The following is a 21,302-nucleotide window of genomic DNA, read 5'->3' on the forward strand; positions in this document are numbered from 1 at the left end:
GGGCGATTGCCGTGGGTGCGGGAGAGGTGGGTCGGGAGCGGTAGGCTGCGATGCGGGCCGGCGCTCGGGTTCGTGGGGCCCTACCCCACCGCCCGCGCGCACGGGCACCCCCTCCCTGCTGGCTCTTCCAAGGGGGGTTGGGGGGGCGGGGTCAGTTGAGGGAGTGCGGCATCGCCAGGGTGAACGACGCGATCTCGGCGTCGAAGACGCGGCCGTCAGGGCGGTGCATCTGGTAGGTGCCGCGCATCGTGCCGCGCGGGGTCTCGAGCACACAGCCGCTCGTGTACTCGAAGTGCTCGCCAGGCTTGAGCGAGGGCTGCTGGCCGACGACGCCAGGGCCACGCACCTCCTCCACCTTCCCGCTGCCGTGCGTGATGATCCAGTGCCGCGTCCTCAGCTGGGCGGGCTCGGTGCCTTCGTTCGCGATCCGCACGGTGTAAGCAAAGACGTAGCGGTGCTCCGTCGGGGATGACTGCGTGGGGACGTAGACCGTCGAGACGGTGACCCGGATGCCCTGCGTGATGGCCGTCGACACAACCACGCACTGCCACCGCTGCGGCGCGCGCACAAGGGCCCGGCCGCGCAGCGCGCGCACAAGGGCCCGGCCGCACAGCGCGCGCACAAGGGCCCGGCCGCGCAGCGCGCGCACAAGGGCCCGGCCGCGCAGCGCGCGCACATGAGGCGGCAACCGGCTCGGAGCGCCGCGGCTCGGTGTGACGACGAGACGGCCGGGCTCCCGGAGACCCGGCGTTGACAGCTTCCGGCCTCATCCGCACGTTTCGGTGAACCTTGGGTCGACGAACCGTGGAGGACCCGCCGTGGGCGAACAGAACCGTATCTGTGTTCGAGATGCAGTTGGCGAGCCGTTCGTCCCGATCGCGATCCTGCCGCCGAGGCGCGGCGAGAGGGCGGCGATGATCCAGAACGGCGATCCCACCTCCGGAGAGGCGGAAAATCACGGCCTCGGGCTCACGGCCATCGGCCCCGTCATGCCGGAGCGCAAGATCCGCGAGTGGGCCCTCGTCCTCCAGTCGAGCGAGCTTTGGCACGCCGTGCGGTACACGCCGGCGGGCTGGGTGCTCCTCGTGCGCGACGAGGACTACGCCCTCGCCGCAGGCTCGATCGATCGGTACGAAGCGGAGAACCGCAACTGGCCCCCGCTCCGCCCGCGCGAGCGGCTGCGCCACCCTCCGTCCATGGTCGCCGGCGTCGCGTTCGCCGCGCTCGCCCTCTTCTTCTTCCTCGTCACCGGGCCCGCGAGCGGCGGCGGACGCTGGTTCCAGCGCGGCGCCTCCGTCGCCGACCTCGTCGTGGGACCGGAGCCGTGGCGCGCCATCACCGCGCTCACGCTGCACGCCGACTCGGCCCACGTGATCGGCAACGTCATCTCCGGGACGGTCTTCGCGTCCGCCGTGCAGCGCCGCCTCGGGCCGGGCGGCGCCGCGCTCGCCGTGGTCGCCTCGGGCGCGATCGGGAACTTCGCGAACGCGCTCTGGCACCAGAGCATGGGCCAGCACCACGCCTCGATCGGCGCCTCCACCGCGGTGTTCGGCGCGATCGGGCTGCTCGCCGCCACGCAGCTGATGCTCGACCGCGCGCACGACAAGGAGAGCGGCGAGAAGCGCCACCTCCTCCACCTCGTCGCGCCGCTCGTGGGAGGCCTCGCCCTCCTCGGCGCCCTCGGCGCGAGCCCACGCTCCGACCTCGGCGCGCACGCCTTCGGGTTGCTCAGCGGCGCCGCGATCGGGGTCGTCGCCGGCCTGTCGCTGCGCAACCGGCCCGCGCCGCGGCGCCCCGTCGTCCAGGTCGCGCTGGGCGCGACCGCGGCGGCGCTCGTCCTCGGCGCGTGGCAGATCGCGCTCATCACCTGAGCGCACGACCGCGGCGCTCGTCCTCGGCGCATGACGCGCGCTCATCGCCTGAGCGCGACCTCAGTCGACAGGCCAGATCCCCACGGTGCCGCCGACCCAGGTCAGGTCGCGGTTCTGATCGACGCCGAGCATCCTCCCGCGCGAGAGCCGCACCAGGTTGAGGACGAGCGAGAGCTCGGGCTCGTCCGGCGCGCGCAGGAACATCATCCGCACCTCGGCCTTCACCCCGTTCCCGTCAGGCATCGCGAGCGCCGGCTCGTACGCGACCTTCTCCTGGAGCAGCCAGCCCGAGCGCTCCCCCTCCGGGATCGCGGCGATGTCCTCGGGCGTGACATCCACCTTCACCCCGGAGCCCGCGAAGGAGAACAGCGGCTTGAGCACGTAACGCTCGAGATCCAGCGGCGCGCCTTCCAGCGCGCTCAGCGTCCGCGCGCGCGGGAGCGCGGGGTGATCGATGTAGGGCAGCGTGTACTTCGACCAGGTCCAGTACCAGTTCGGGTGCGAGCACCACGTGACGTCGAGCGGATCGCCGTACCGGAACGGGAGCTCGACCCGCTTCGACTGGAGCTCGTCGAACACGACGCGGTTGTACAGCCGGCGGACCTGGACGAGCCGCCCGCCCACCCGGCGGAACAGCCGGTCCCCCTCCCGGACGAGCGCCGTCGGACAGACGGCGTCGACGCCGACGAGGAGCTTCGTGGCCACGAAGTCGGGGTAGGTCTTCTGCTTCTCCGGCGCGAGGTCGAGCAGGACCACCGACTCTTCGGGCTCTCCCGCGAGGATCGCGCGGCGGAGCTGCGCGAGGACGTCGGCGGTGCTCCGGCCCCCGAAGCAGCACGACCAGCGCCGGTCGAGGCCCGGCATCCCGGCGAGCACCTCGGCCATGATCTCGACCTGGACGAGCATGAGCGCGTAGAGCGACGGGAACGCCTGCAGCTCGACCACCTTGCCCGTGAGCTCGCCGTCCGGGCCGCGCACGATCGCGAAGTCGACCTGCACGCAGTTGGGGAGCGGATCCATGCCCGGGACGTCGAGGTGCGCAGGGATGGCGCGCTTCATCTGCGCGATGAGCGCGGGGCTCGAGATCTGTCGCACGATCTCCGTCGCGGAGCGCTCGAGGTCGTCGCGCAGCCCGTGGGGCAGGAACAGCGGCGTCTCGGCGACGCGGAACGGGATCGCGCACCCGAGCCGCCGCTCGAGCCGGCCGAGGTAGTCCGCGTAGGTCGACGGCCCGAAGGCAGCGTTGAACGCGCGCCGGAAGGTGGGGTCCATGTATTTGTATTTTGGTGGTATCACGGCAACGCGCGCGGCTGAACGACCCGCCGGACGCCTCCAGCAAGAGCGCGCCGGGGGCTCCCTGCGGTCCGATCCGGCTTGAGGCCGCGGACACGGCGACTACAGTCGCCGCGAACCCCGCTGAGGCCTCCACGATGATCAAGCTCCGCTCCGCCATGGTTTTGCCGCTCGTCGCCGCGCTCACCGCGGCGTGCTCGAAGACCCCCGAGCCGACAGCCACATCCGCGCCCGAGGCGCCGGCGACCAGCAAGCCCGCCGCGCCCGCCGAGGCGGCGCCTGCTCCGAAGTCCGCGCCGGCCAGCGGCCAGCAGGCGGGCGGCGCGCTCGCGTGGGACGCCCCGGCGAGCTTCGAGAGCGCGCCGAACCCCAACTCGATGCGCAAGGCCACGTACAAGATCAAGCGCGCCGCCGGTGACGCCGAGGACGCCGAGCTCAGCGTCAGCCAGGCGGGCGGCAGCGTGGACGCGAACATCACGCGCTGGGCCGGCCAGTTCTCCCAGAAGAGCGACGATTCGCCCAAGCGCACCGACCTCAAGGCCGGCGATCTCAAGGTCACCATCGTCGAGGTGAAGGGGACGTTCGCCGGCTCCGGGATGCCCGGCATGCCCGCCTCGGATCCGAAGCCGAACTACGCCCTCCTCGGCGCGATCGTCGAGACGCCCTCCGGCGATCCCTGGTTCTTCAAGATGACCGGCCCCGAGAAGACGGTCACCGGGGCGCGCGCCGACTTCGACAAGCTGGTGAACAGCCTGCGCGTGAAGTGACGCCGCAGCGCGGCGCGTCGACCGCGCGCCGCGCCCTCAGTACGCGATCTCCCCGTCGAAGAACCGCGCGAACGCCGGCGGGAGCGCCGCCGCGCCGCCCTCCGCGAGCGGCGGTCGCGCGCTCGAGAGCGTCTGCCAGAGGAGGATCGTCTCCCGCGGGCGCTCCTGTGCGATCCCGCGCAGCGCGGCGAGCGCCTTGGCGCTGTACGTGACCTCCCCCGGCACGCCGATCAGCCGCTCCACCTCGGGGATCGCGGCGATGGACGCGGGCGTCGGCATGCCGTAGCCGGGGCCGATCGCGCGGTGATCGATCTCGAAGCGGACCGGCGGGAGCCGACGCCGGGTGAAGCGCGGCGCGCGCCGGGCGAGCAGGCGCTTCATGCTGCCGATCTCGTACCGGACGACGGCGCGGTTCGACGCGATGCGCTCGGTGATGCGAACGCCGACGATCGTGGTCGGCCAGCCGAGCACCGCGGCGCCCAGCGTGAGCCCCGCCAGCGTGCCGCCCGTCCCCGAGGGGACGACGATGCGATCGGGCCGGGGGGCCTCGCCGCGCTGGACCTGCTCCGCGAGCTCGAGCATCGCGTCGACGTAGCCGAGGCACGGGAGGGCGGACGAGGCGCCTGGCAGGATGAAATACGGCCGGTCGGCCCGTCGCAGCGCCCGGATCGCCCGGACCGCGGTGGTCGCGTACCCACCGCCATGGACGAGCTCGGCGCCGCTGGCCGCGTCGGCGAGGAGCGCGCCGCGGCCGAACCGGGTGATCGGCTGATCGAACAGGACCGCGGTGACGGCGAAGCCGAGCGCGCGGCCGAAGAGGGCCGTGGCGGTGACCTGCGTCGACGCCAGCCCGCCGACGGTGACGAGCGTCCTCGCCCCGCGCCGCTCCGCGTCGGCGAGCAGGAACTCGAAGCGACGCACCTTGTTGCCGCCGTAGAGCGGCGAGATCAGATCGTCGCGCTTCACCCACACGCCGCCGCGCCCGAGGTACCCCTCGATCGCGGCGCACGGGACGACCGGCGTCGGCGCGTGCGCGAGGGGTCGCCACGGGACCTGCCCCGAGAGCTCGGGCAGCTCGGCGAAGAGCGGCAGCTCCCGCGACGCGGGCAACGCGGGCGAGGCGGCAGGGCGCGCCCCTGGAGGCCCCGCCGTGCCCGCCGCCCCGGCGCGGGTGGCTCGCTCCTCGTCCTCGCCGTCAGCCACGTTCCACCTCGCGTTCAGGCGCGCGCCGCCGCGCCGTGCCCCGCCTGCCTGCCGCCCGGGCCCGCCTGCTCACCGGCGTCGCCGGGGTCGTCGTCCGCGCTATTTTCGGTGCCAGCTTCCGCGCCAGCGCCGAGGCGGCCGCCGCGCGCGACCAGGGGATCGCGCAGGTAGGTGTCCGTCAGCCGCTTCGGCCCGGCGAGGCCGAGCAGCCGCAGCGGGAAGAGCAGCACCGAGAGCACCCACGACGCGAGGCCGAGCGCGAGCTTGCCCCCGTACGCCTCCGCCACCAGCGCGAGCTTGCGGCCGGCCGACATCGACGAGATCGGCGCCTCGGTCAGGCCGATCCGCATGAGCCGGAGCTCCGCGATCCGCACCGTGTGGCACACCAGATCGGGCAGGCGCTTGAGCGCCGGGTGGTCCATCGGCAGGCGCTTCTTCATGAACGCCTCGAGCCGCGACACGCCCCAGAGCGACACCAGCGCGAGGCCGAGCAGCCGCCTCCGGAGCGCCGGCCTGCCCGCGATGGCCTTCCTCGTCTGCTGCTCGCCGAAGTCGACGTGCCGCTCTTCCTGCCGCACGCCGCGCTTCAGGATGGCGACGATCTCCGGCTCATCCACGGTCTCGATCATCGCGTAGAAGGCCTGGAGGACGAGGCCCTCGCCCAGGGCCATCTCGAGGGCGACGTGCTCGGCCCAGTCCCCGCCCATCAGCCCGGTCGCGAGGAAGCGCACGCTCCAGGCGGCCTTGTCCGGCGGCGCGCCCAGGATCTCGAGGATGCGGAGGAAGTTGCCGACGTGCTGGAACTCCTCGACGGCCTGGCGCGCGAGGAAGCGCGCGGACTCCAGGTCGGGGGCGTTGTACAGCCAGTGCCCTATCTGGACGCCGGTGATCTCCCCGTAGAGGAACTGCTGCACGGCCCAGACGATCACGTCCTTGTCCTTGACGGGATCGAGCTTGGCGCCCTGGAAATCGAACGCCATCTCTTCGCGGGTCACCAGCATCACTCGCCCTCCGGAGCGGTGAATTTAGCCCAGATCGCGGCCGCCGGCAGGTCCGAGGCGAAGGGCCCGGCGCGGCGCGATCCGCCGCGGCGGCGCTCCTGCTCGGCCCGTCCGGCGGAGGCGGCGCCCCCCGTGGTATACGGCCGACACGGCGGCATCAGGAACCGCCGACTTGAACCTCAGGAGAAGCACCATGGCGCGTGTCCACAACTTCAACGCCGGCCCTGCCGGGCTCCCCCTCCCCGCCCTCGAGCGCGCGCAGCGCGAGCTCCTCGATTTCGAGGGGACGGGCATGTCGATCATGGAGCACAGCCACCGCGGCAAGGCGTTCGAGGCGGTGCACAACGAGGCGATCTCGCTGCTCCGGCAGCTGCTCGGCCTGTCGGACGACTACCACGTGCTGTTCATGCAGGGCGGCGCGGCCATGCAGTTCGCGGTCGTGCCGATGAACCTCCTGCCGCCCGGCAGGAGCGCCGACTACATCCTGACCGGCGGCTGGTCGGAGAAGGCCCTGGAGGAGGCGAAGCGCGTCGGGACGGTGCGCGTGGCCGGGAGCACCGCCGTCGACAAGCGGTACACCCGCATCCCCCACCAGGGAGAGCTCTCGCTCGATCCGAACGCCGCCTACGTCCACATGACGACGAACAACACGCTGTTCGGCACGCAGTGGCACTGGCTGCCCGATACGGGCGATGTGCCGCTCGTCGCGGATATGTCGTCCGACATCCTGTGGCGGAAGATGGATATCTCCAGGTTTGCCCTGGTTTACGCCGGTGCCCAGAAGAACATCGGGCCGAGCGGGATCACGGTCGTGCTCGTTCGCAAGGATCTCGTTGACAGCGCGCGAAAAGACATTCCCGTCATTTTCCGTTATGCCACTTACGCTGCCAACAACTCGCTCTACAACACACCTCCGACATTCGCAATCTACCTCATGCGCAACGTGCTCGCGTATACGCTTGAGATCGGTGGGCTCGAGGAGGTCGAGCGACGGAATCGCAAGAAGGGTGAGCTGCTGTACGAAACCATCGACGCGCACCCGGACGTGTTCCGGGCGCCTGTCGAGAAGGAGAGCCGCTCGTTCATGAACGTGGTGTTCCGGCTGGCCAGCGAGGAGATGGAAAAACGCTTCGTCGCCGAGGCCGCAAAGGAGGGTATGGTGGGGCTCGCCGGACACAGGTCGACCGGGGGTATCCGGGTTTCGATCTACAACGCAGTACCCGTTGCATCGGTAGAGCGCCTCACGGCGTTCATGCGGGATTTCGCCAAGAGGGGTTGACTCGCGGCGGGAGCACGACGTTCTCGGTATTTCCAGGTTCGCCGCTGTTTCCAAAACACGCTCGGTGAACCTCCCCCTAATTCGTCGCGTCCCAACCTTCAGCCCGCTTGACGTTGTTCCGCCCGGCACAACAGGCCTTCGCGGAAAGGGTCTGTCGGCCTTTCCGCAGCTGGGAGGGAGGCGGTGAACGCCGCTCCCCGACCAGCACCGGGAGGGGACGGCGAACGCCGTTCCCCGACCAGCGCTGGAAGAGGACGGCGAACGCCGTTCCCCGACCAACGCCGGAAGGGGACGGCGAACGCCGCTCCCTGACCAGCACCGGGAGAGAGCGGCCATCGCCGGTCTCGACCGGCCCGGGAGGGGACGGGGGGAACGCCGTCCTTTACCGGCTCGCAGGCCCCGTTCGGAGACCTGAATCGAGCGAGCCAACCGTAAGGAGAGGATGATGGCGAGCATGGATGATCGTATGATTTCCAGGAGTGAGGAGGGCCAGGAGGAGAGAGGGGCCTCGCCGAGCGAACCCCCGCCTTCGTCAGCGTCGCAGCGGGCTGCCAACGAGCGGCAGCAGCGTGGCTTCGCCGCCATGGACGAGGACCGTCAGCGCAAGATCGCCAGCAAGGGCGGGAAGGCAGCCCACGAGAAGGGCACGGCGCACGAGTTCACGCGCGACGAGGCGCGCGCTGCCGGCAAGAAGGGCGGCGAGGTCGTCAGTCAGAACCGCAAGCACATGGCCGAGATCGGGCGCCGTGGCGGCGAGCGCGTGAGCCAGGACCGGGCCCACATGGCCGAGATCGGCCGCAAAGGCGGCGAGGCCGTGAGCGGCGATCGCCAGCACATGGCCGAGATTGGCCGTCGTGGCGGCGAGTCGCGGGGAGACCAGCCGCGGGAGAATCAGCCGCGCTGACCGGGGGACGCGCAGGGCCCGGCGCCCCCGGCGCCGGGCCAGCCCCCTACCCCACGCGACGGCCACGACCCTGGCCTCCCGGTCGTCGCCGCGAGGTGCCTCTCGGGAGGTCTCCAGGCGCCACAGGACCGCGCGCGCCGCGCCGGCGTGGCCGCCCCCGCACATCTCGGTCAGACGCTCGGCGCGCCGCCCCAGGAGGGCGGCGCCGAGCCTCCAGCGCGAGGCAGGAGCTGGCGGGTCAGCCGGGCGCGATCGCGCCCAGCGAGACGTCGCTGGGCGTCTCCTTCGGGCCAGGGATCCATTCCTCGTCGGGCTGCTCCGGCGGGAGCACGACCGGGGCGCCGTCGTAGCGCAGGCGCTTGCCAGGCCAGACGAAGCTGCGGAAGAGGTAGGCGAGGAGCGAAGGCTGGTCGAGGCCCGGGTGGATGAAGGGCGCCACGCGCCTCGCGTGCGCGGCCGGCAGGAGGCTCCAGTGGAGGCCGGGCTCCATGTGATGGATGGAGTGGAAGCCGTTGTTGTACGTCCACCAGTTGACCAGCCGGCCGACGAAGTTGCGCGAGTGGTTGTACTCGCTGTCCTCGTCGCAGCCGTCGTGCTGGAGGTAGTTCATGGTCACGATCCCCCACGCGGCGTACTGGTGCGGGATCAGGACGTAGAGGAGGAACTTCTGCCAGTCGAGCGCGAGCAGGGCCCCCATCGCGCCGAGGAACACCGCCGACTCGAGGAGCATCTGACGGAACCACGGCGGGTTCCGCCGGTACATCGCCTTGAAGTAGCGCATGTCGGCGGGCAGGATGTCCCGGACCACGCGGCTCATGAAGAAGAGGCCGTTCAGCAGGTTCCACCGATAGCGCACCTTCGTCGTCCGCATCACGTCACGCCGGGACTGCGTGTACTTGTGATGGCTGAGGTTGTGGCCCGGGACGTAGGCGCTGACGGGGTGCCCGTAGGTGAGCGTCAGCACGACCTGGAACGCGCGGTTCATCCATCGCCGCCGGAACACGGGGCAATGGACCGCGTTGTGGGTCGCGACCGCTCCGAGGAACGAGAACACGCACGTCGTGACGAGGAGCGGAATCGCGAGCCATAGCGCGCGCGGCGCGTAGACCCATTGCACCGCCACGAGCACGAAATACGTCGCGACGAAGAGGAGTGTCTTGATATCGGCGCGGTACCGGAGCATGGCTGTTCTTCGCTGCTACTACCAGGACCACGCGCCGAACCGACCGGCAGCGCCGAGCAGCGCAGGCCGGCCCGGACGGGCGCAGCGGCCCATCTTCTCGGCGCTCTTCCTAGCGCATTTCGTCGCAGCTGGAAGCTCGAAGTTGCATTCCGACGAGCGCTCCGCGCCATCCCCACCCGACATCCGTGTTTCACGCCGATGTCTCACGCTCGGTGCGATCGTCTCTACGCACCTCGCGCCGGTATTCAGGCGTGGGAGCCGCTGCGCCGGTGTGCCGGTGAGGGAGCCGCTCCGCCGGTGTGCCGGTGAGGGAGCCGCTCCGCCGGTGTGCCGGTGAGGGAGCCGCTCCGCCGGTGCTCGGCGGCGCGTGCGGCGGAGCACTCCGGCGCGCTCCGGCGTGCGCTGGCGCGCTCCGGCGTGCGCTGGGCCGGAGGCGGCTCGCGCTTGACGACCTGGTCGCGAACCGCCAACGTGGCCGCGTGAGCTCATCCCCTCTCGGCTTCGATCCGAACGGTCCCGCCATCGGAAACGGGATTTACGGGCTGCCACACACTGCCGAGGACGCCCGGGTGGTCCTCGTCCCGGTGCCGTGGGAGCCGACGGTGTCCTACCGCCGCGGCGCCGCCAAGGGCCCGGGGGCGATCCTGCGGGCCAGCCGGCAGGTCGACCTCTTCGACCTGCACACGGGCAGACCGTACGAGCAGGGCATCGCGATGCTCGACGTCGATCCGGACATCGTGCGCTGGAACGCGGAGGCGTGCGCCGCGGCCGAGCCGGTGATCGCGGCGCACGGGGAGGTCGCTGGCGACCGGGACCTGGAGGCGCGCCTCGCGGCGGTCAACGCGCTCTCCCGGCGGCTGAACGAGCGCGTCACGGAGATCGCCATGCGATGGATGGAGCGGGGCAAGCTCGTCGGCGTCATCGGCGGAGATCACTCCGCCCCCTACGGCGCGATCGCGGCGCACGCCGCGCGTTACCCGGGAATGGGGATCCTGCACATCGACGCGCACGCCGATCTCCGCAACGCGTACGAGGGATTCACCGACTCCCACGCTTCGATCATGCACAACGTCGCGACGAACCACCCGAAGATCCCGCGGATCGTCCAGGTCGGGCTGCGCGACATGAGCGAAGACGAGCTCCGGTTCATCCGCGAGTCGAACGGGCGCATCGTCGCCCACATCGACGCCTCGATCGCCGATCGGCTCTTCGAGGGGGAGCCGTTCCACCTGATCGCCGACTCGATCGTGGAGGATCTCCCCGACGACGTCTATGTGAGCTTCGATATCGACGGCCTCGATCCGACGCTGTGTCCGAGCACCGGCACGCCTGTCCCCGGCGGGCTGACGTTCCAGCAAGCCGTCGCCCTGATCGGCCGCATCCAGAAGAGCGGCCGGCGCATCGTCGGCTTCGACCTGAACGAGGTCGCGCCCAAGGACGACGCCGACGACTGGGACGGCAACGTCGGCGCCCGCCTCCTGTACAAGCTCATCGGCTTCACCCTCCTCTCCCACGACACCCGCACCCGTTAACGAAGCGAGCGCGTCGCCCCCCGCAGAAGGTGGCCCTCTTCCGCGCGCACGCGCGCGCTCTCCCCCCAACGAGGCGATCGCGGCGGGCACCCGCACAGGAGACGGGCCCAGATCGGCGTTTTCGGCGCGGAAGCGTACTCTCGTACGCTGAGCACCGAAAACGCCGAGGTGGGCCCGTATCCGCCGCGGGTGCCCGCCTCAAGAAAGCGCGCGGCGGTAGGTCTCGATCGAGAGGTGGACGTCGAGCGTGCCGGCCATCTCGCGGCAGGAGTGCATGCTGAGCATCGGCGCGCCGACGTCGACCGTGGCGATGCCGAGCGAGGCCGCCGTGATCGGGCCGATCGTGCTGCCGCAGGGGAGATCGCTGCGCACGACGAAGTGCTGGGGGGCGTAGCCCACGTCGTGACAGAGCGCCTCGAGCGCGGCGGCCGTCGCGCCGTCGGTCGCATAGGACTGGTTCACGTTCGACTTGATCACGAGCCCGCGGTTGATCTGCGGGGCGTGGCGCGGCTCGTGCTGATCGGCATAGTTCGGGTGCACCGCGTGGGCCATGTCCGCCGAGACGAGCAGCGACCCGGCCATCGCGCGGGCGAACGCCTGCGGCTCGCGCCCCGGGAAGACGTCGACGATCCGCGCGAGCACGTCGCGGAGCACGCTCCCCGCCGCCCCCACGGCGCTCCGGCTGCCGCACTCCTCGTGGTCGTAGAGCGCGATGACCCGCGTCGCCGCGGAAGGAGCGGCGCCGATCAGCGCGGCCGTCGCGGCGTGACAGCTCGCGAGGTTGTCCAGGCGGGACGCGAAGATGAACTCGTCGGAGAGGCCGCCGAGCGACGCCTTGAGCGTGTCGTACAGGCAGAGATCGAAGCCGAGGATGGCGTCGCGCGGCGCGTCGACCGCGCGCGCGAGCAGGGCGTTGAGATCGGCCTCCTTGCCCAGGCCGATCACGGGGGCGAGGTGCTTCTGCGCGTTCAGCACGAGCCCCTCGGAGTTGACCCCGCGGTTCAGGTGGATCGCGAGGTTCGGGACGCGGGCGACCGGGCGGCCCAGGTCGACGAGGAGGCGCTCGATCCGCCCGTCCCTGCGCACGTGGACGCGGCCGGCCACGCTGAGATCGCGGTCGAGCCAGGTCGAGTACAGGACGCCGCCGTAGACCTCGACCCCGAGCTGCTGGTAGCCGCTCCGCGAGAGCTCGGCGCTCGGCTTCACCCGGAAGTTCGGCGAGTCGGTGTGCGCGCCGATGACGCGAAAGCCGCCGAGCGCCGGGTGCTCGGCCCCGGCCACGAACGCGACGATCGTCGACCCGCCCCGGATGACGAAGCGGCGATCGCCCGGCGCGACAGCCCACGCGTCGCGCTCCCCGAGCTCCGAGAAGCCGGCGGCCACGAGCCGCGAGGCGACCTCGCGCACGGCGTGGTACGGCGTCGGCGAGCGATCGATGAAGGCGCAGAGGTCGCGGGCGGCCGCGACGCCGCGCTCGCGCAGCGCCGCCATCTCGTCCGCGCTCCTCGCGAAGCGCTCGCCAAGGTCGGTCAGTGGCCTGGGATCGCCTGCGCGATCGAGGATCTCGGGGGGCGTCATGGAGGGCGCGGAGTCTAGCAGAGCCGCCGAGCCTCGCCCGGCGCGCCGGCGCGCGCCTCCGTGCGCGCGGAGGCGCGCGCTCGCCAACGCCGAGATGGCGGCCCACGCGGCCGGTGCGCCATGGTATCCGCCACCACCGCGCCGCTCGCAGGACCTCCTCCGACGCCGCGCGCCGCAACCCGCAACGGAGACGCGCCCCGATGTACCGCCTCGTCCGACCGCTCCTCTTCGCGCTGCCGCCCAGCCTTGCGCACGAGCTCGGCATGCTCGCGCTCGCCCCGATCGAGCACGCAGCGCCGCTCCGCGCCCTCGTGCACGCCCGCCTCGCGCCCCGGGATGGGCGCATCGCGGTGCGCGCCATGGGGCTCGACTTCCCCTCCCCGCTCGGCGTGGCGGGCGGCTTCGACAAGGACGCCCGCCGGGCCCGCGCGCTCGCCGCCCTCGGGTTCGGCTTCGTCGAGCTCGGCACCGTCACGGCGCAGCCCCAGGCCGCGAACCCGTCGCCGAACCTCTTCCGGCTGCCGGCCGACCGGGCGCTCATCAACCGGCTCGGGTTCCCGAACCAGGGCGCGGCCCGCGTCACGGAGCGCCTGCTCGGCCGCGGCGGCGCGGCGGCCGTGGGCGTGCCGGTGGGCATCTCGATCGGCAAGTCCAGGGTCGCGCCGCTCGATCCCATCGAACCCGCGATCGACGACTACCTCGCGAGCTTCCGGGAGGCGCGGCGCGCGGCCGACTTCGTCGTGATCAACGTGTCGTCGCCGAACACGAAGGACCTCCGCGCGATGCAGGGCCCGGCGATCGCGCGGGCGCTGCTCTCCGCGATCGCGCGGGAGAACCGCGCCGCCGGGGCGCCGCTGCCGCTGCTCATCAAGGTCGCCCCGGACCTCGGCCACGAGGAGCTCGAGGCGCTGCTCGCCGTGGTCGAGGAGGTCGGCCTCGCCGGCGTCATCGCGACCAACACGACCGTGCGGCGCGACGGGCTCGCGACGAGCCCGGAGGCCGTCGAGGCGATGGGCGCGGGCGGGCTGAGCGGGCCGCCCCTCCGGCAGCGCTCGCTCGCGATGGTGCGGCGCATCCGCGCGCGCCTCGGGAGCAACGTCACGGTGATCGGCGCCGGGGGCATCGAGTCGGCGGAGCACGCGATGGACCAGCTCCAGGCGGGCGCCGACCTCGTGCAGATCTATACCGGCTTCATCTACGGCGGCCCGCTGCTCCCCGCCGCGATCGCGCGCGGGCTCTCGGACCTCGTGGCCCGCTCCGGCGCGCGGTCGATCCAGGACCTCGTGAGCCGGCCAGGCGGCGCGACGCGCGCTGCTATGATCGGCCATGGAGCTTGAAGCGCACGTCCACGACACCATCCGCGACATCCCGGAGAGCGAGTGGAACGCGCTCGACGGGGTGAGTGAGGCGCCGTTCCTCACCTGGACGTGGTTCGACGCGCTCGAGCGGACGGGGTGCGTGGGCGAGGCGGCGGGCTGGCTGCCCCACCACATCACGCTCCGGGCCGAGGGGGCGCTGCTCGCCGCGGCGCCCGCCTACCTCAAGGACAACAGCGAGGGAGAGTTTGTCTTCGACCACGGCTGGGCCTCTGCGTCCCACCAGATCGGCGCGCCGTACTACCCGAAGCTCGTCGTCGCGGTGCCGTTCACGCCCGCGACGACGCCGCGGCTGCTCGTGCGGCGGCCGGAGGACCGCCCGGCGCTGCTGCCCGTCCTCGCCGAGACGCTCCGCAAGCTGGTGGCGCGGAGCCGCATCTCGAGCGCCCACGTCCTGTTCCCGACCGAGGACGAGGCCGCCGCCCTCTCCGACGCCGCCATGGCGCACCGCTGCGGCGTCCAGTTCCAGTTCGAGAACGAGGGGTATCAAACGTTCGACGACTTCCTCGCGCGCTTCAACGCGAAGCGGCGGCACCAGATCCGGCGCGAAATGCGCGAGTCCACGAGGCAGGGGCTGTCGATCGACACGCTGCGCGGCGCCGAGATCACGCCGGAGATCGTCGATGCCATGTTCGGCTTCTACGTCTCCACCGTGGAGAAGTTCGCCTGGGGCCGGCAGTACCTGAACCGCGCCTTCTTCGAGGAGATCGCGGCCCGGCTGCGCGGCGGCGGGGCGCAGGGAGGCGTCGAGATCGTCCTGGCGCGGGAAGGCAAACGCCCCATCGCGGGCGCGCTCAATCTGGCCGGGCCCACGACGCTCTACGGCCGTTACTGGGGCGCGTCGGAGGAGCGCCCGTTCCTGCATTTCAACGTCTGCTATTATCACCCGGTCGAGGACTGCATCGCCCGGGGACTGCGCCGCTTCGAGCCGGGCGCAGGAGGGTCGCACAAGCTCGTTCGCGGCTTCGCACCGAGCGTCACCCACAGCGCGCACCACATCGCGCATCCACGCCTGGACGCCGCTGTGCGCGAGTTCCTCGCGCGCGAGCGCGCGGCCGTCCGCGCGAAGACGGCGGACAGGAGCGTGGCATTCCGCTGAGCGCCTTCCTGGCGCAGCGCGACGTGCGGTGTTGACGTGGCGCGCGCTGGAGAGGGATGCTGCCAGACATGCGCGCCTTTCTTGCACTCCTCGCCTCCTCCATCGTCTTCGGGCTCGCCGCGAGCGGCGGCTGCTCGAGCAATGAAGCGACCGACACGACCTCGACCACGGCGGCAGCCACGGTCGCCGGCGCCGGCGGCTCGCTCGGCTTCGGCTGCTTCGGCGGCAGCCCGGATGGGCGGTGTACGATCCTCGCCCAGGTCCCCGAGAGCTGCAGCTGCCCCGACTGCTCCGACACGGCGAGCTGCCTCGGCCGCTGCAACGACGACGGCGCCTGCGACATGCGGCCAGACGCCCCCGACGGCGAGGATTGCACCTGCCAGGACTGCGCGGGCACGGTTGCGGAGTGCAGCCCGAGGCGCGGGTGCAACGACAACGAGGGGTGCAACGCCAACGAGGATTGCACCTGCCCCGACTGCACGAGCACCCCGCGGTGCACGGATCACTGCACGGACAACGGCTCGTGCGCGGAGTACTTCGAGGGGTGCTCCTGCGCGGATTGCAGCGGCGTGGAGCGCTGCGGCGGGAACCCGGCCACGACCACGGCAGCGGCCACGACGAGCAGCGGCGCGGGCGGCGACCCGACCGGCGGCGGCGGCGCGGGCGGCGACCCGAGCGGCAACGGCGGCGCGGGCGGCGACCCGACCGGCAGCGGCGGCGCGGGCGGCGGCGGCGGCGCAGGCGGCGCCTAGGACACGCTCGGCGCCCTCGCCGATCCGCGCCCTCGCCGCTCGGGGCCCTCACTGCTTCGCGGTGAGCCCGTGCTTCCTCAAGAACATACGCACGTGGTGGCGCTCCATGCCCGCGCGGCGCGCCATCTCGCTGACGTTGCCGCCCGTCGCCCGGATCAGCTCGCTGAAGTAACGCTGCTCGAACGCCGCGACGGCGCTCCGCTTCGCCTCGCCGAACGCCGACGTCGGGACGACCACGTCGCCGCCGCCCTCCAGCGGCAGGATCGAGGCGATCGCCTCGGCCCCGGGCGGCAGGCTCGCGGCCACGCTGGTGACGTTCATGAGCTCCCGGACGTTGCCAGGGAAATCGTGCTGGCCGAGCGTCGTGGTGATGAGATTGACCATCTCCACGGCGCGCTCGGGGCACCCCAGGCGCTCGCAGACGCGCTCGACGAGCAGCGGGATGTCCTCCCGCCGCTCGCGGAGCGGCGGCAGCTCGATGCGCATCTGGGCGATCCGGAAGAAGAGATCGCTCCGGAAGCGCCCGGTGTTCATGCTGCGGCCGAGATCGCGGCGCGTCGCCGCGATGATCCGCACGTCGACGGGCTCGTAGATCCGCGACCCGACGCGCTTCACCTTCTGCTCGGTGAGCGCGCGCAGCAGCTTCGGCTGGAGATCGGGCGGCAGCTCGCCCAGCTCGTCGAGGAAGATCGTCCCGCCGTTCGCCTCGTGGAAGGCGCCGCTCCTCCGCTCGTTCGCCCCGGGGAAGGCGCCGCGCTCGTGCCCGAAGAGGAAGCTCTCGGCGAGCGCGCCCGGCAGCGAGGCGCAGTCGACGACGACGAACGGGCCGCCGCGCCGGCTCGAGACGTCATGGATGGCCTGCGCCGCGAGCTCCTTGCCCGTGCCCGTCTCCCCGGTGATCAGCAGCGAGAGCTCCGTCGAGGCCACCTCGCGCAGCAGGCGGAACAGGTGGCGCATCCGCGGCGAGGCGCCGATCAGCGGGCCGAAGCTCTCGTCGAAGCCGACGTCGACGCGCTCCTTGTCGAGCGGCTCGAAGCTCAGCACCGAGCCGCCGACCTGGATGGCGCACGCGGCCGTCAAGATCGCCTCGCGGATGCGGACCGTCGACACGAACGTCCCATTCTTGCTGCCGAGATCGCGGACGAGCACGCCCGGCCCCTCCGCGCGAAGATCGCAATGCGTCGAGCTGACCTCCGGATCGTCGACCACCACACCGCAGCTCGGATCGCGCCCCACCACGATCGGCGCGATGCCGATCTTGACGGGATCCCGGCCCGCCGAGCGCAGCGTGCCGCCGCGAACAAACCACTGAACCGCGCGAGCGCGGGTCGCATCCCTCGTCGAGCTCATATCCAACGGTTATTCGATTTCCCTGGTCTTGACCACATCCACGCACGCCCCGCGCGCCCACGGGCGGGAGCGCCCACCTGGGCGCACCGGGTACGTGGCTTCCGGAGGAGCCGCAGCCTCCCGTCGAAAAACTTCACAACCACTAGAGGTAACAACCAGAAATTCTGATCAAGCAATGTGCTGAGCGCATAGCGGGAGAGGCCCTCGAGAGGGTAGAGTACGTGGTCTACGCAAGCGATGAAGCGGGCGTTCGTCCAGCTCGCCTCATCGGGTGTCGATGGTCGATGAACGAGGACCCGGCCATCGCGGGGTGGATGCGCCCTGCGATAGGGGCTGTCGGTGTGTGTTCTTTCAACGCGATTCGGGGCTCCGCTCTCCCGGTCCCCTCAACGTGGGAGTCGCGCGAGCGCTCCCGGCGAGGATGCTTATGCCGAGAATAGGATGGTTACTCCGGAAGCGCGCCGCGACGGCCCTGGGGCTCCTGGGGCTCTCCGCGGGCGCGAGCGCGCTCGCGTCCGTGTCCGCCGGTTGCAGCAGCGAGGCCGACGGCCCGTGCATCTCCGACGAGCAATTCTTCGCCGAGAAGGTGTGGGTCCCCATCCTCTCGACGAAGTGCATCGGCTGCCATAACCCGCAGGGGCAGGCGGCGGAGTCCAAGCTGATCCTCGCCGGGAGCAGCGAGGCGGGGTTCCTCGACAAGAACCTCGCGACGTTCAAGTCGCTCGCCGGGCTCGAGCTCGGCGGCGAGTCGTACGTCCTCCTCAAGCCGACGAAGGCCATCGAGCACGGCGGCGGCCAGGTCCTCGCCTCGGACAGCGCCGAGGTCGAGGCGCTCCGGGCGATGGTGGAGCGGACGAAGGAGCCGTCGTCCTGCGAGACGGACGTCAACGCCTCCTTCGCCGGCGTGGTGATGAGCGGGCCCGAGGAGACGCTCCGCACGGCGAGCCTCGAGCTCGCCGGGCGCCTGCCGACCGAGGCCGAGGAGGAGGCCGTCGCAGAGAGCGGCATGGCCGCGCTGGATCCGATCCTGGACCAGTTGCTCACGGAGGAGACGTTCTATGTGCGGCTGAAGGAGATCTACAACGATCTCTTCCTCACCGACCGTTACCTGAACGGCGAGGAGGCCGTCGATCTGCTGCGGAGCGACGCGTACGATCCGAAGTGGTACAACAGCCTCCCGCAGGATCCGGCGCTGGTCGCGAGGTACGGCGCGCGGGACCTTGAGGACGTCGCCAACAAGCTGAAGAGCTGGACGAACCGGGCCGTCGGGAGGGAGCCGCTCGAGCTCATCGCTTACATCGTGCGGAACGACAGGTCCTTCAAGGAGGTCCTCACCGCCGACTACACGGTCGTGAGCCCCTTCTCCGCCAAGGCGTACGGCGTGACGGCCGAGTTCAAGAACGACGCGGATCCGGACGAGTTCGTCCCGGCGAAGCGCGATCCGATCCCGCTCGCCGGCGTGCTCACCTCCCCCGTCTTCCTGTCCAGGCACCCGACGACGAACACCAACAGGAACCGCCACCGAGCGAGGATGGTCTATCAGTTCTTCCTCGGCACCGACATCCTGAAGACGGCCGAGCAGCCGCTCGATCAGACGAAGATCACCGACTTCAACCCGACGATGAACAACGCGGCGTGCACCGTCTGCCACGCCGCCCTGGACCCGCTGTCAGGCGGGTTCCACAGCTTCGACTCCGCGGGCCGGTACAGGGAGGACGACACCTGGTACGAGGACATGCGGCCGCCGGGCTTCGGCGCCGAGTCGGTGCCTTTCAGCGAGTTCCCGACCGCGCTCTCGTGGGTGGCGAAGCGCGTCGCCGACGACCCCCGCTTCGCGCTCTCGGCGGTCTATACGATGTACACCGGCCTCACCGGGCAACAGCCGCTCGCCGCGCCGAGCAACGACGATCCGGAGTTCAATGCCAAGTTCCGGGCGTACCTCGCCCAGTACCACGCGTTCAACACGATGGCGCACGACTTCGCCGACGGCGGCTACAACCTGAAGACGGTCGTCAAGGCCATCGTCAAGAGCCCCTATTTCCGGGCGCGCAACGTGGCGCAGGCGTCTCGGGGCGAGGCGCTCACGCAGCTCGGCGGCACGCGGTTCCTCGGGCCCGAGCAGCTGCACCGGAAGATCTGGGCGGTGACGGGGTATCCGTGGCGCCCGCGGGCGTTCGAGGACGACGGCAGTCGCTACGACTTCCTGCTCCGGCGCGACGCCTACCGCATGCTGTACGGCGGCATCGACTCGCAGGACGTGATCCAGCGGATCACGGAGCCGAACGGGATCATGGCCAACATCGCCGACCGGATGGCGAACGAGATGGCGTGCGTCGCGGTGCCGCGCGACCTCTACCTCCCGCAGGAGGAGCGGCTCCTCTTCCCGTACGTCGAGACGACGTTCGAGCCGCGCGACACGAACGATTTCGACGTGCTGCCGGCCGTCGAGGGGATCAAGCAGAACATCCAGTACCTGCACAAGCGGGTGCTCGGCGAGTCGCTCGAGCTCGGCGATCCCGAGATCGAGCGGACATACAAGGTCTTCCTCGAGACGTGGGAGGAGGGCAAGGCGGGCATGGCGAAGCCGGAGGGCGAGGAGGGCAGGCTCTCGAGGTCGCTGCCCGGCCCCTGCCAGGTGCACAACGACTACTGGACTCGAGAGGGGCTCCCCGACGAAGAGAAGCTCACGCGCGACGAGAACTACACGGTCCGCGCCTGGATGAGCGTCATGACCTATCTCCTTTCGGACTTCAGGTTTCTTTACCAGTAGGAGCAGCCATGGAACGTCGAGATTTCCTCAAACTGGCATCTATGGCGGGCCTCGGCGTCGTCGCAGCGGGCGTGCTGTCGAGGGACGCCGCCGCGGCCGGCCCCTACGCGGGCCCGCTCTGGGTCCACATCCACGCGAGCGGCGGCTGGGACCCGACGAGCCTCTGCGATCCCAAGGGCGCGCGGGACGAAGAGGAGCAGAAGACGCGGGAAGCGATGAACCGCAGCTACCTGAGCGCGGCGATCGGGACCGCCGGCAATCTCAAGTACGCGCCGGTCGGCGGCAACGACGCGTTCTTCAAGAAGCATTACAGCAAGCTGCTCGTCATCAACGGCATCGACACAGGGACGAACAGCCACGACGCCGGCGTCCGCAACACGTGGTGCGGCACGCTCCGCGAGGGCAAACCCGCCTTCGCGGCGCTCGTGGCCGGCGTCCACGGCGGCGCGCTGCCGATGGGGTTCATCAGCAACGGCGGCTACGACACGACGGCGAACGTCGTGGCCGTCACCCGCATACCCGACACCGGCCTCCTGCAGCGGCTCGCCTATCCGAACAGGATCGATCCGGGGAACGAAGAGAACCGCGAGCAGTACCACACCGACGCCACGATGACGCGGCTCCTGGAGGCGCGGCAGGCGCGGCACGCGGCGAAGCTCGATCAGCAGCGGCTGCCCCACGTCAAGCAGGCGATGAGCACGCTGTTCACGTCGCGCGTCGGGCAGAACGAGCTCAAGCAGCTCATCCAGTACCTGCCCGCGGAGTTCGAGAGCGCCTCGCTGCGGCGGCAGGCGCAGGTCGCGCTCGCGGCCTACCGCGCCGGCATCTGCGTGAGCGCCAACCTGTCGGTGGGCGGGTTCGACACGCACGGGAACCACGACGACAACCACATCCCGCGGCTCGACCAGATCTGCGACGGGATCGACTTCCTCCTGACCGCCGCGGAGGAGCAGGGCATCGCGGACCGGATCGTCCTCGTCGTGGGCTCGGACTTCGGGCGGACTCCGGGCTACAACGAGGGCAACGGCAAGGACCACTGGAACATCACCAGCATGATCCTGGCCGGCGCGGGCATCGCGGGGAACCGGGTGATCGGCGCGACGGACGACCGGCACAACCCGCTCGACGTCGATCCGGTCACGCTCGCGCCCAAGGAGGGCGGCGTCCGGCTCAAGCCGGGGCACATCCACAAGGCGCTCCGCAAGCTGGCGGGGATCGCGGACGATCCGCTCGTGGAGCGATTCCCGCTCTCCGAGGAAGAAGATCTGCCCATCTTCGGGTGATGGGGCCCGCGGGCGGCGCGCCGCCCCGCCATCGACGCCATCGACTGCAGCGCGGGTGACG

17 protein-coding genes are annotated in these 21,302 nt (G+C 71.1%); 10 read left to right on the forward strand and 7 right to left on the reverse strand.

Annotated elements, in window-relative coordinates:
- Positions 1 to 151 precede the first annotated feature (151 nt).
- On the reverse strand, positions 152 to 535 hold the full coding sequence (apaG, locus tag WMF11_RS24515) for a Co2+/Mg2+ efflux protein ApaG (protein ID WP_044965505.1): 384 nt from the start codon (positions 533 to 535) through the stop codon (positions 152 to 154).
- Positions 536 to 818: 283 nt separating this feature from the next.
- Between apaG and WMF11_RS24520 the strand changes: the two genes are divergently transcribed.
- On the forward strand, positions 819 to 1,871 hold the full coding sequence (locus WMF11_RS24520; protein ID WP_437979118.1) for a rhomboid family intramembrane serine protease: 1,053 nt from the start codon (positions 819 to 821) through the stop codon (positions 1,869 to 1,871).
- 60 nt (positions 1,872 to 1,931) lie between these two features.
- Here WMF11_RS24520 and WMF11_RS24525 read toward each other — a convergent pair whose 3' ends face one another.
- Entirely contained in the window at positions 1,932 to 3,143 is a 1,212-nt protein-coding gene (locus WMF11_RS24525) for a hypothetical protein (protein ID WP_437979119.1), read from the reverse strand.
- Between the two features lie 158 nt (positions 3,144 to 3,301).
- Here WMF11_RS24525 and WMF11_RS24530 point away from each other — a divergent pair, with 158 nt between their 5' ends.
- Positions 3,302 to 3,931 carry a hypothetical protein gene (locus WMF11_RS24530; RefSeq protein WP_437979120.1) on the forward strand — a complete coding sequence of 210 codons (630 nt, stop codon included), beginning with the start codon at positions 3,302 to 3,304 and terminating at the stop codon, positions 3,929 to 3,931.
- A 36-nt stretch (positions 3,932 to 3,967) separates the two neighbouring features.
- On the opposite strand, the gene WMF11_RS24535 is transcribed toward WMF11_RS24530, so the two are convergent.
- Positions 3,968 to 5,134 carry a 1-aminocyclopropane-1-carboxylate deaminase/D-cysteine desulfhydrase gene (locus tag WMF11_RS24535; RefSeq protein WP_437979121.1) on the reverse strand — a complete coding sequence of 389 codons (1,167 nt, stop codon included), beginning with the start codon at positions 5,132 to 5,134 and terminating at the stop codon, positions 3,968 to 3,970.
- Between the two features lie 14 nt (positions 5,135 to 5,148).
- Positions 5,149 to 6,135 (reverse strand): ferritin-like domain-containing protein, encoded by a 987-nt coding sequence (locus WMF11_RS24540; RefSeq protein WP_437979122.1) that lies wholly within the window; start codon positions 6,133 to 6,135, stop codon positions 5,149 to 5,151.
- A gap of 193 nt (positions 6,136 to 6,328) precedes the next feature.
- On the opposite strand from WMF11_RS24540, the gene serC reads away from it, so the two are divergent.
- Positions 6,329 to 7,414, forward strand: coding sequence for a 3-phosphoserine/phosphohydroxythreonine transaminase (gene serC, locus WMF11_RS24545; protein ID WP_437555096.1), 1,086 nt, complete (start codon positions 6,329 to 6,331; stop codon positions 7,412 to 7,414).
- 583 nt (positions 7,415 to 7,997) lie between these two features.
- The gene (locus tag WMF11_RS24550) at positions 7,998 to 8,318 is read left to right on the forward strand and encodes a KGG domain-containing protein (RefSeq protein ID WP_044965509.1); all 321 of its coding nucleotides are present in this window, start codon (positions 7,998 to 8,000) and stop codon (positions 8,316 to 8,318) included.
- Positions 8,319 to 8,556: 238 nt separating this feature from the next.
- On the opposite strand, the gene WMF11_RS24555 is transcribed toward WMF11_RS24550, so the two are convergent.
- The gene (locus tag WMF11_RS24555) at positions 8,557 to 9,501 is read right to left on the reverse strand and encodes a fatty acid desaturase family protein (protein ID WP_437910822.1); all 945 of its coding nucleotides are present in this window, start codon (positions 9,499 to 9,501) and stop codon (positions 8,557 to 8,559) included.
- Between the two features lie 479 nt (positions 9,502 to 9,980).
- Here WMF11_RS24555 and WMF11_RS24560 point away from each other — a divergent pair, with 479 nt between their 5' ends.
- Complete coding sequence (locus WMF11_RS24560) at positions 9,981 to 11,033, forward strand: agmatinase family protein (RefSeq protein ID WP_437766913.1); 1,053 nt, start codon at positions 9,981 to 9,983, stop codon at positions 11,031 to 11,033.
- A 198-nt stretch (positions 11,034 to 11,231) separates the two neighbouring features.
- On the opposite strand, the gene WMF11_RS24565 is transcribed toward WMF11_RS24560, so the two are convergent.
- On the reverse strand, positions 11,232 to 12,524 hold the full coding sequence (locus WMF11_RS24565) for a M18 family aminopeptidase (RefSeq protein ID WP_437979338.1): 1,293 nt from the start codon (positions 12,522 to 12,524) through the stop codon (positions 11,232 to 11,234).
- A gap of 287 nt (positions 12,525 to 12,811) precedes the next feature.
- Here WMF11_RS24565 and WMF11_RS24570 point away from each other — a divergent pair, with 287 nt between their 5' ends.
- The 3 genes from WMF11_RS24570 to WMF11_RS24580 all read left to right on the forward strand — a co-directional run bounded on the left by WMF11_RS24570 (position 12,812) and on the right by WMF11_RS24580 (position 15,838).
- A complete protein-coding gene (locus WMF11_RS24570; RefSeq protein WP_437979123.1) occupies positions 12,812 to 13,948 on the forward strand; it encodes a quinone-dependent dihydroorotate dehydrogenase in 1,137 nt (378 codons plus the stop codon).
- Positions 13,938 to 15,086, forward strand: coding sequence for a GNAT family N-acetyltransferase (locus tag WMF11_RS24575; RefSeq protein WP_437979124.1), 1,149 nt, complete (start codon positions 13,938 to 13,940; stop codon positions 15,084 to 15,086). The genes WMF11_RS24570 and WMF11_RS24575 overlap by 11 nt, the downstream gene beginning before the upstream one ends.
- Positions 15,087 to 15,154: 68 nt before the next feature.
- A complete protein-coding gene (locus WMF11_RS24580) occupies positions 15,155 to 15,838 on the forward strand; it encodes a hypothetical protein (protein ID WP_437555101.1) in 684 nt (227 codons plus the stop codon).
- Positions 15,839 to 15,886: 48 nt separating this feature from the next.
- Here the strand turns inward: WMF11_RS24580 and WMF11_RS24585 are convergent, their stop codons facing one another.
- The gene (locus WMF11_RS24585; protein WP_012237037.1) at positions 15,887 to 17,188 is read right to left on the reverse strand and encodes a sigma 54-interacting transcriptional regulator; all 1,302 of its coding nucleotides are present in this window, start codon (positions 17,186 to 17,188) and stop codon (positions 15,887 to 15,889) included.
- A 427-nt stretch (positions 17,189 to 17,615) separates the two neighbouring features.
- Between WMF11_RS24585 and WMF11_RS24590 the strand changes: the two genes are divergently transcribed.
- Entirely contained in the window at positions 17,616 to 19,958 is a 2,343-nt protein-coding gene (locus tag WMF11_RS24590; RefSeq protein WP_437910825.1) for a DUF1588 domain-containing protein, read from the forward strand.
- A gap of 8 nt (positions 19,959 to 19,966) precedes the next feature.
- A complete protein-coding gene (locus tag WMF11_RS24595) occupies positions 19,967 to 21,241 on the forward strand; it encodes a DUF1501 domain-containing protein (RefSeq protein ID WP_437910826.1) in 1,275 nt (424 codons plus the stop codon).
- The last annotated feature ends 61 nt before the right edge of the window (positions 21,242 to 21,302 follow it).

Origin of the sequence: Sorangium sp. So ce295 (genome assembly GCF_051527405.1) — a bacterium.
In the GTDB taxonomy this organism is placed as follows: Bacteria; Myxococcota_A; Polyangia; order Polyangiales; family Polyangiaceae; genus Sorangium; species Sorangium cellulosum_B.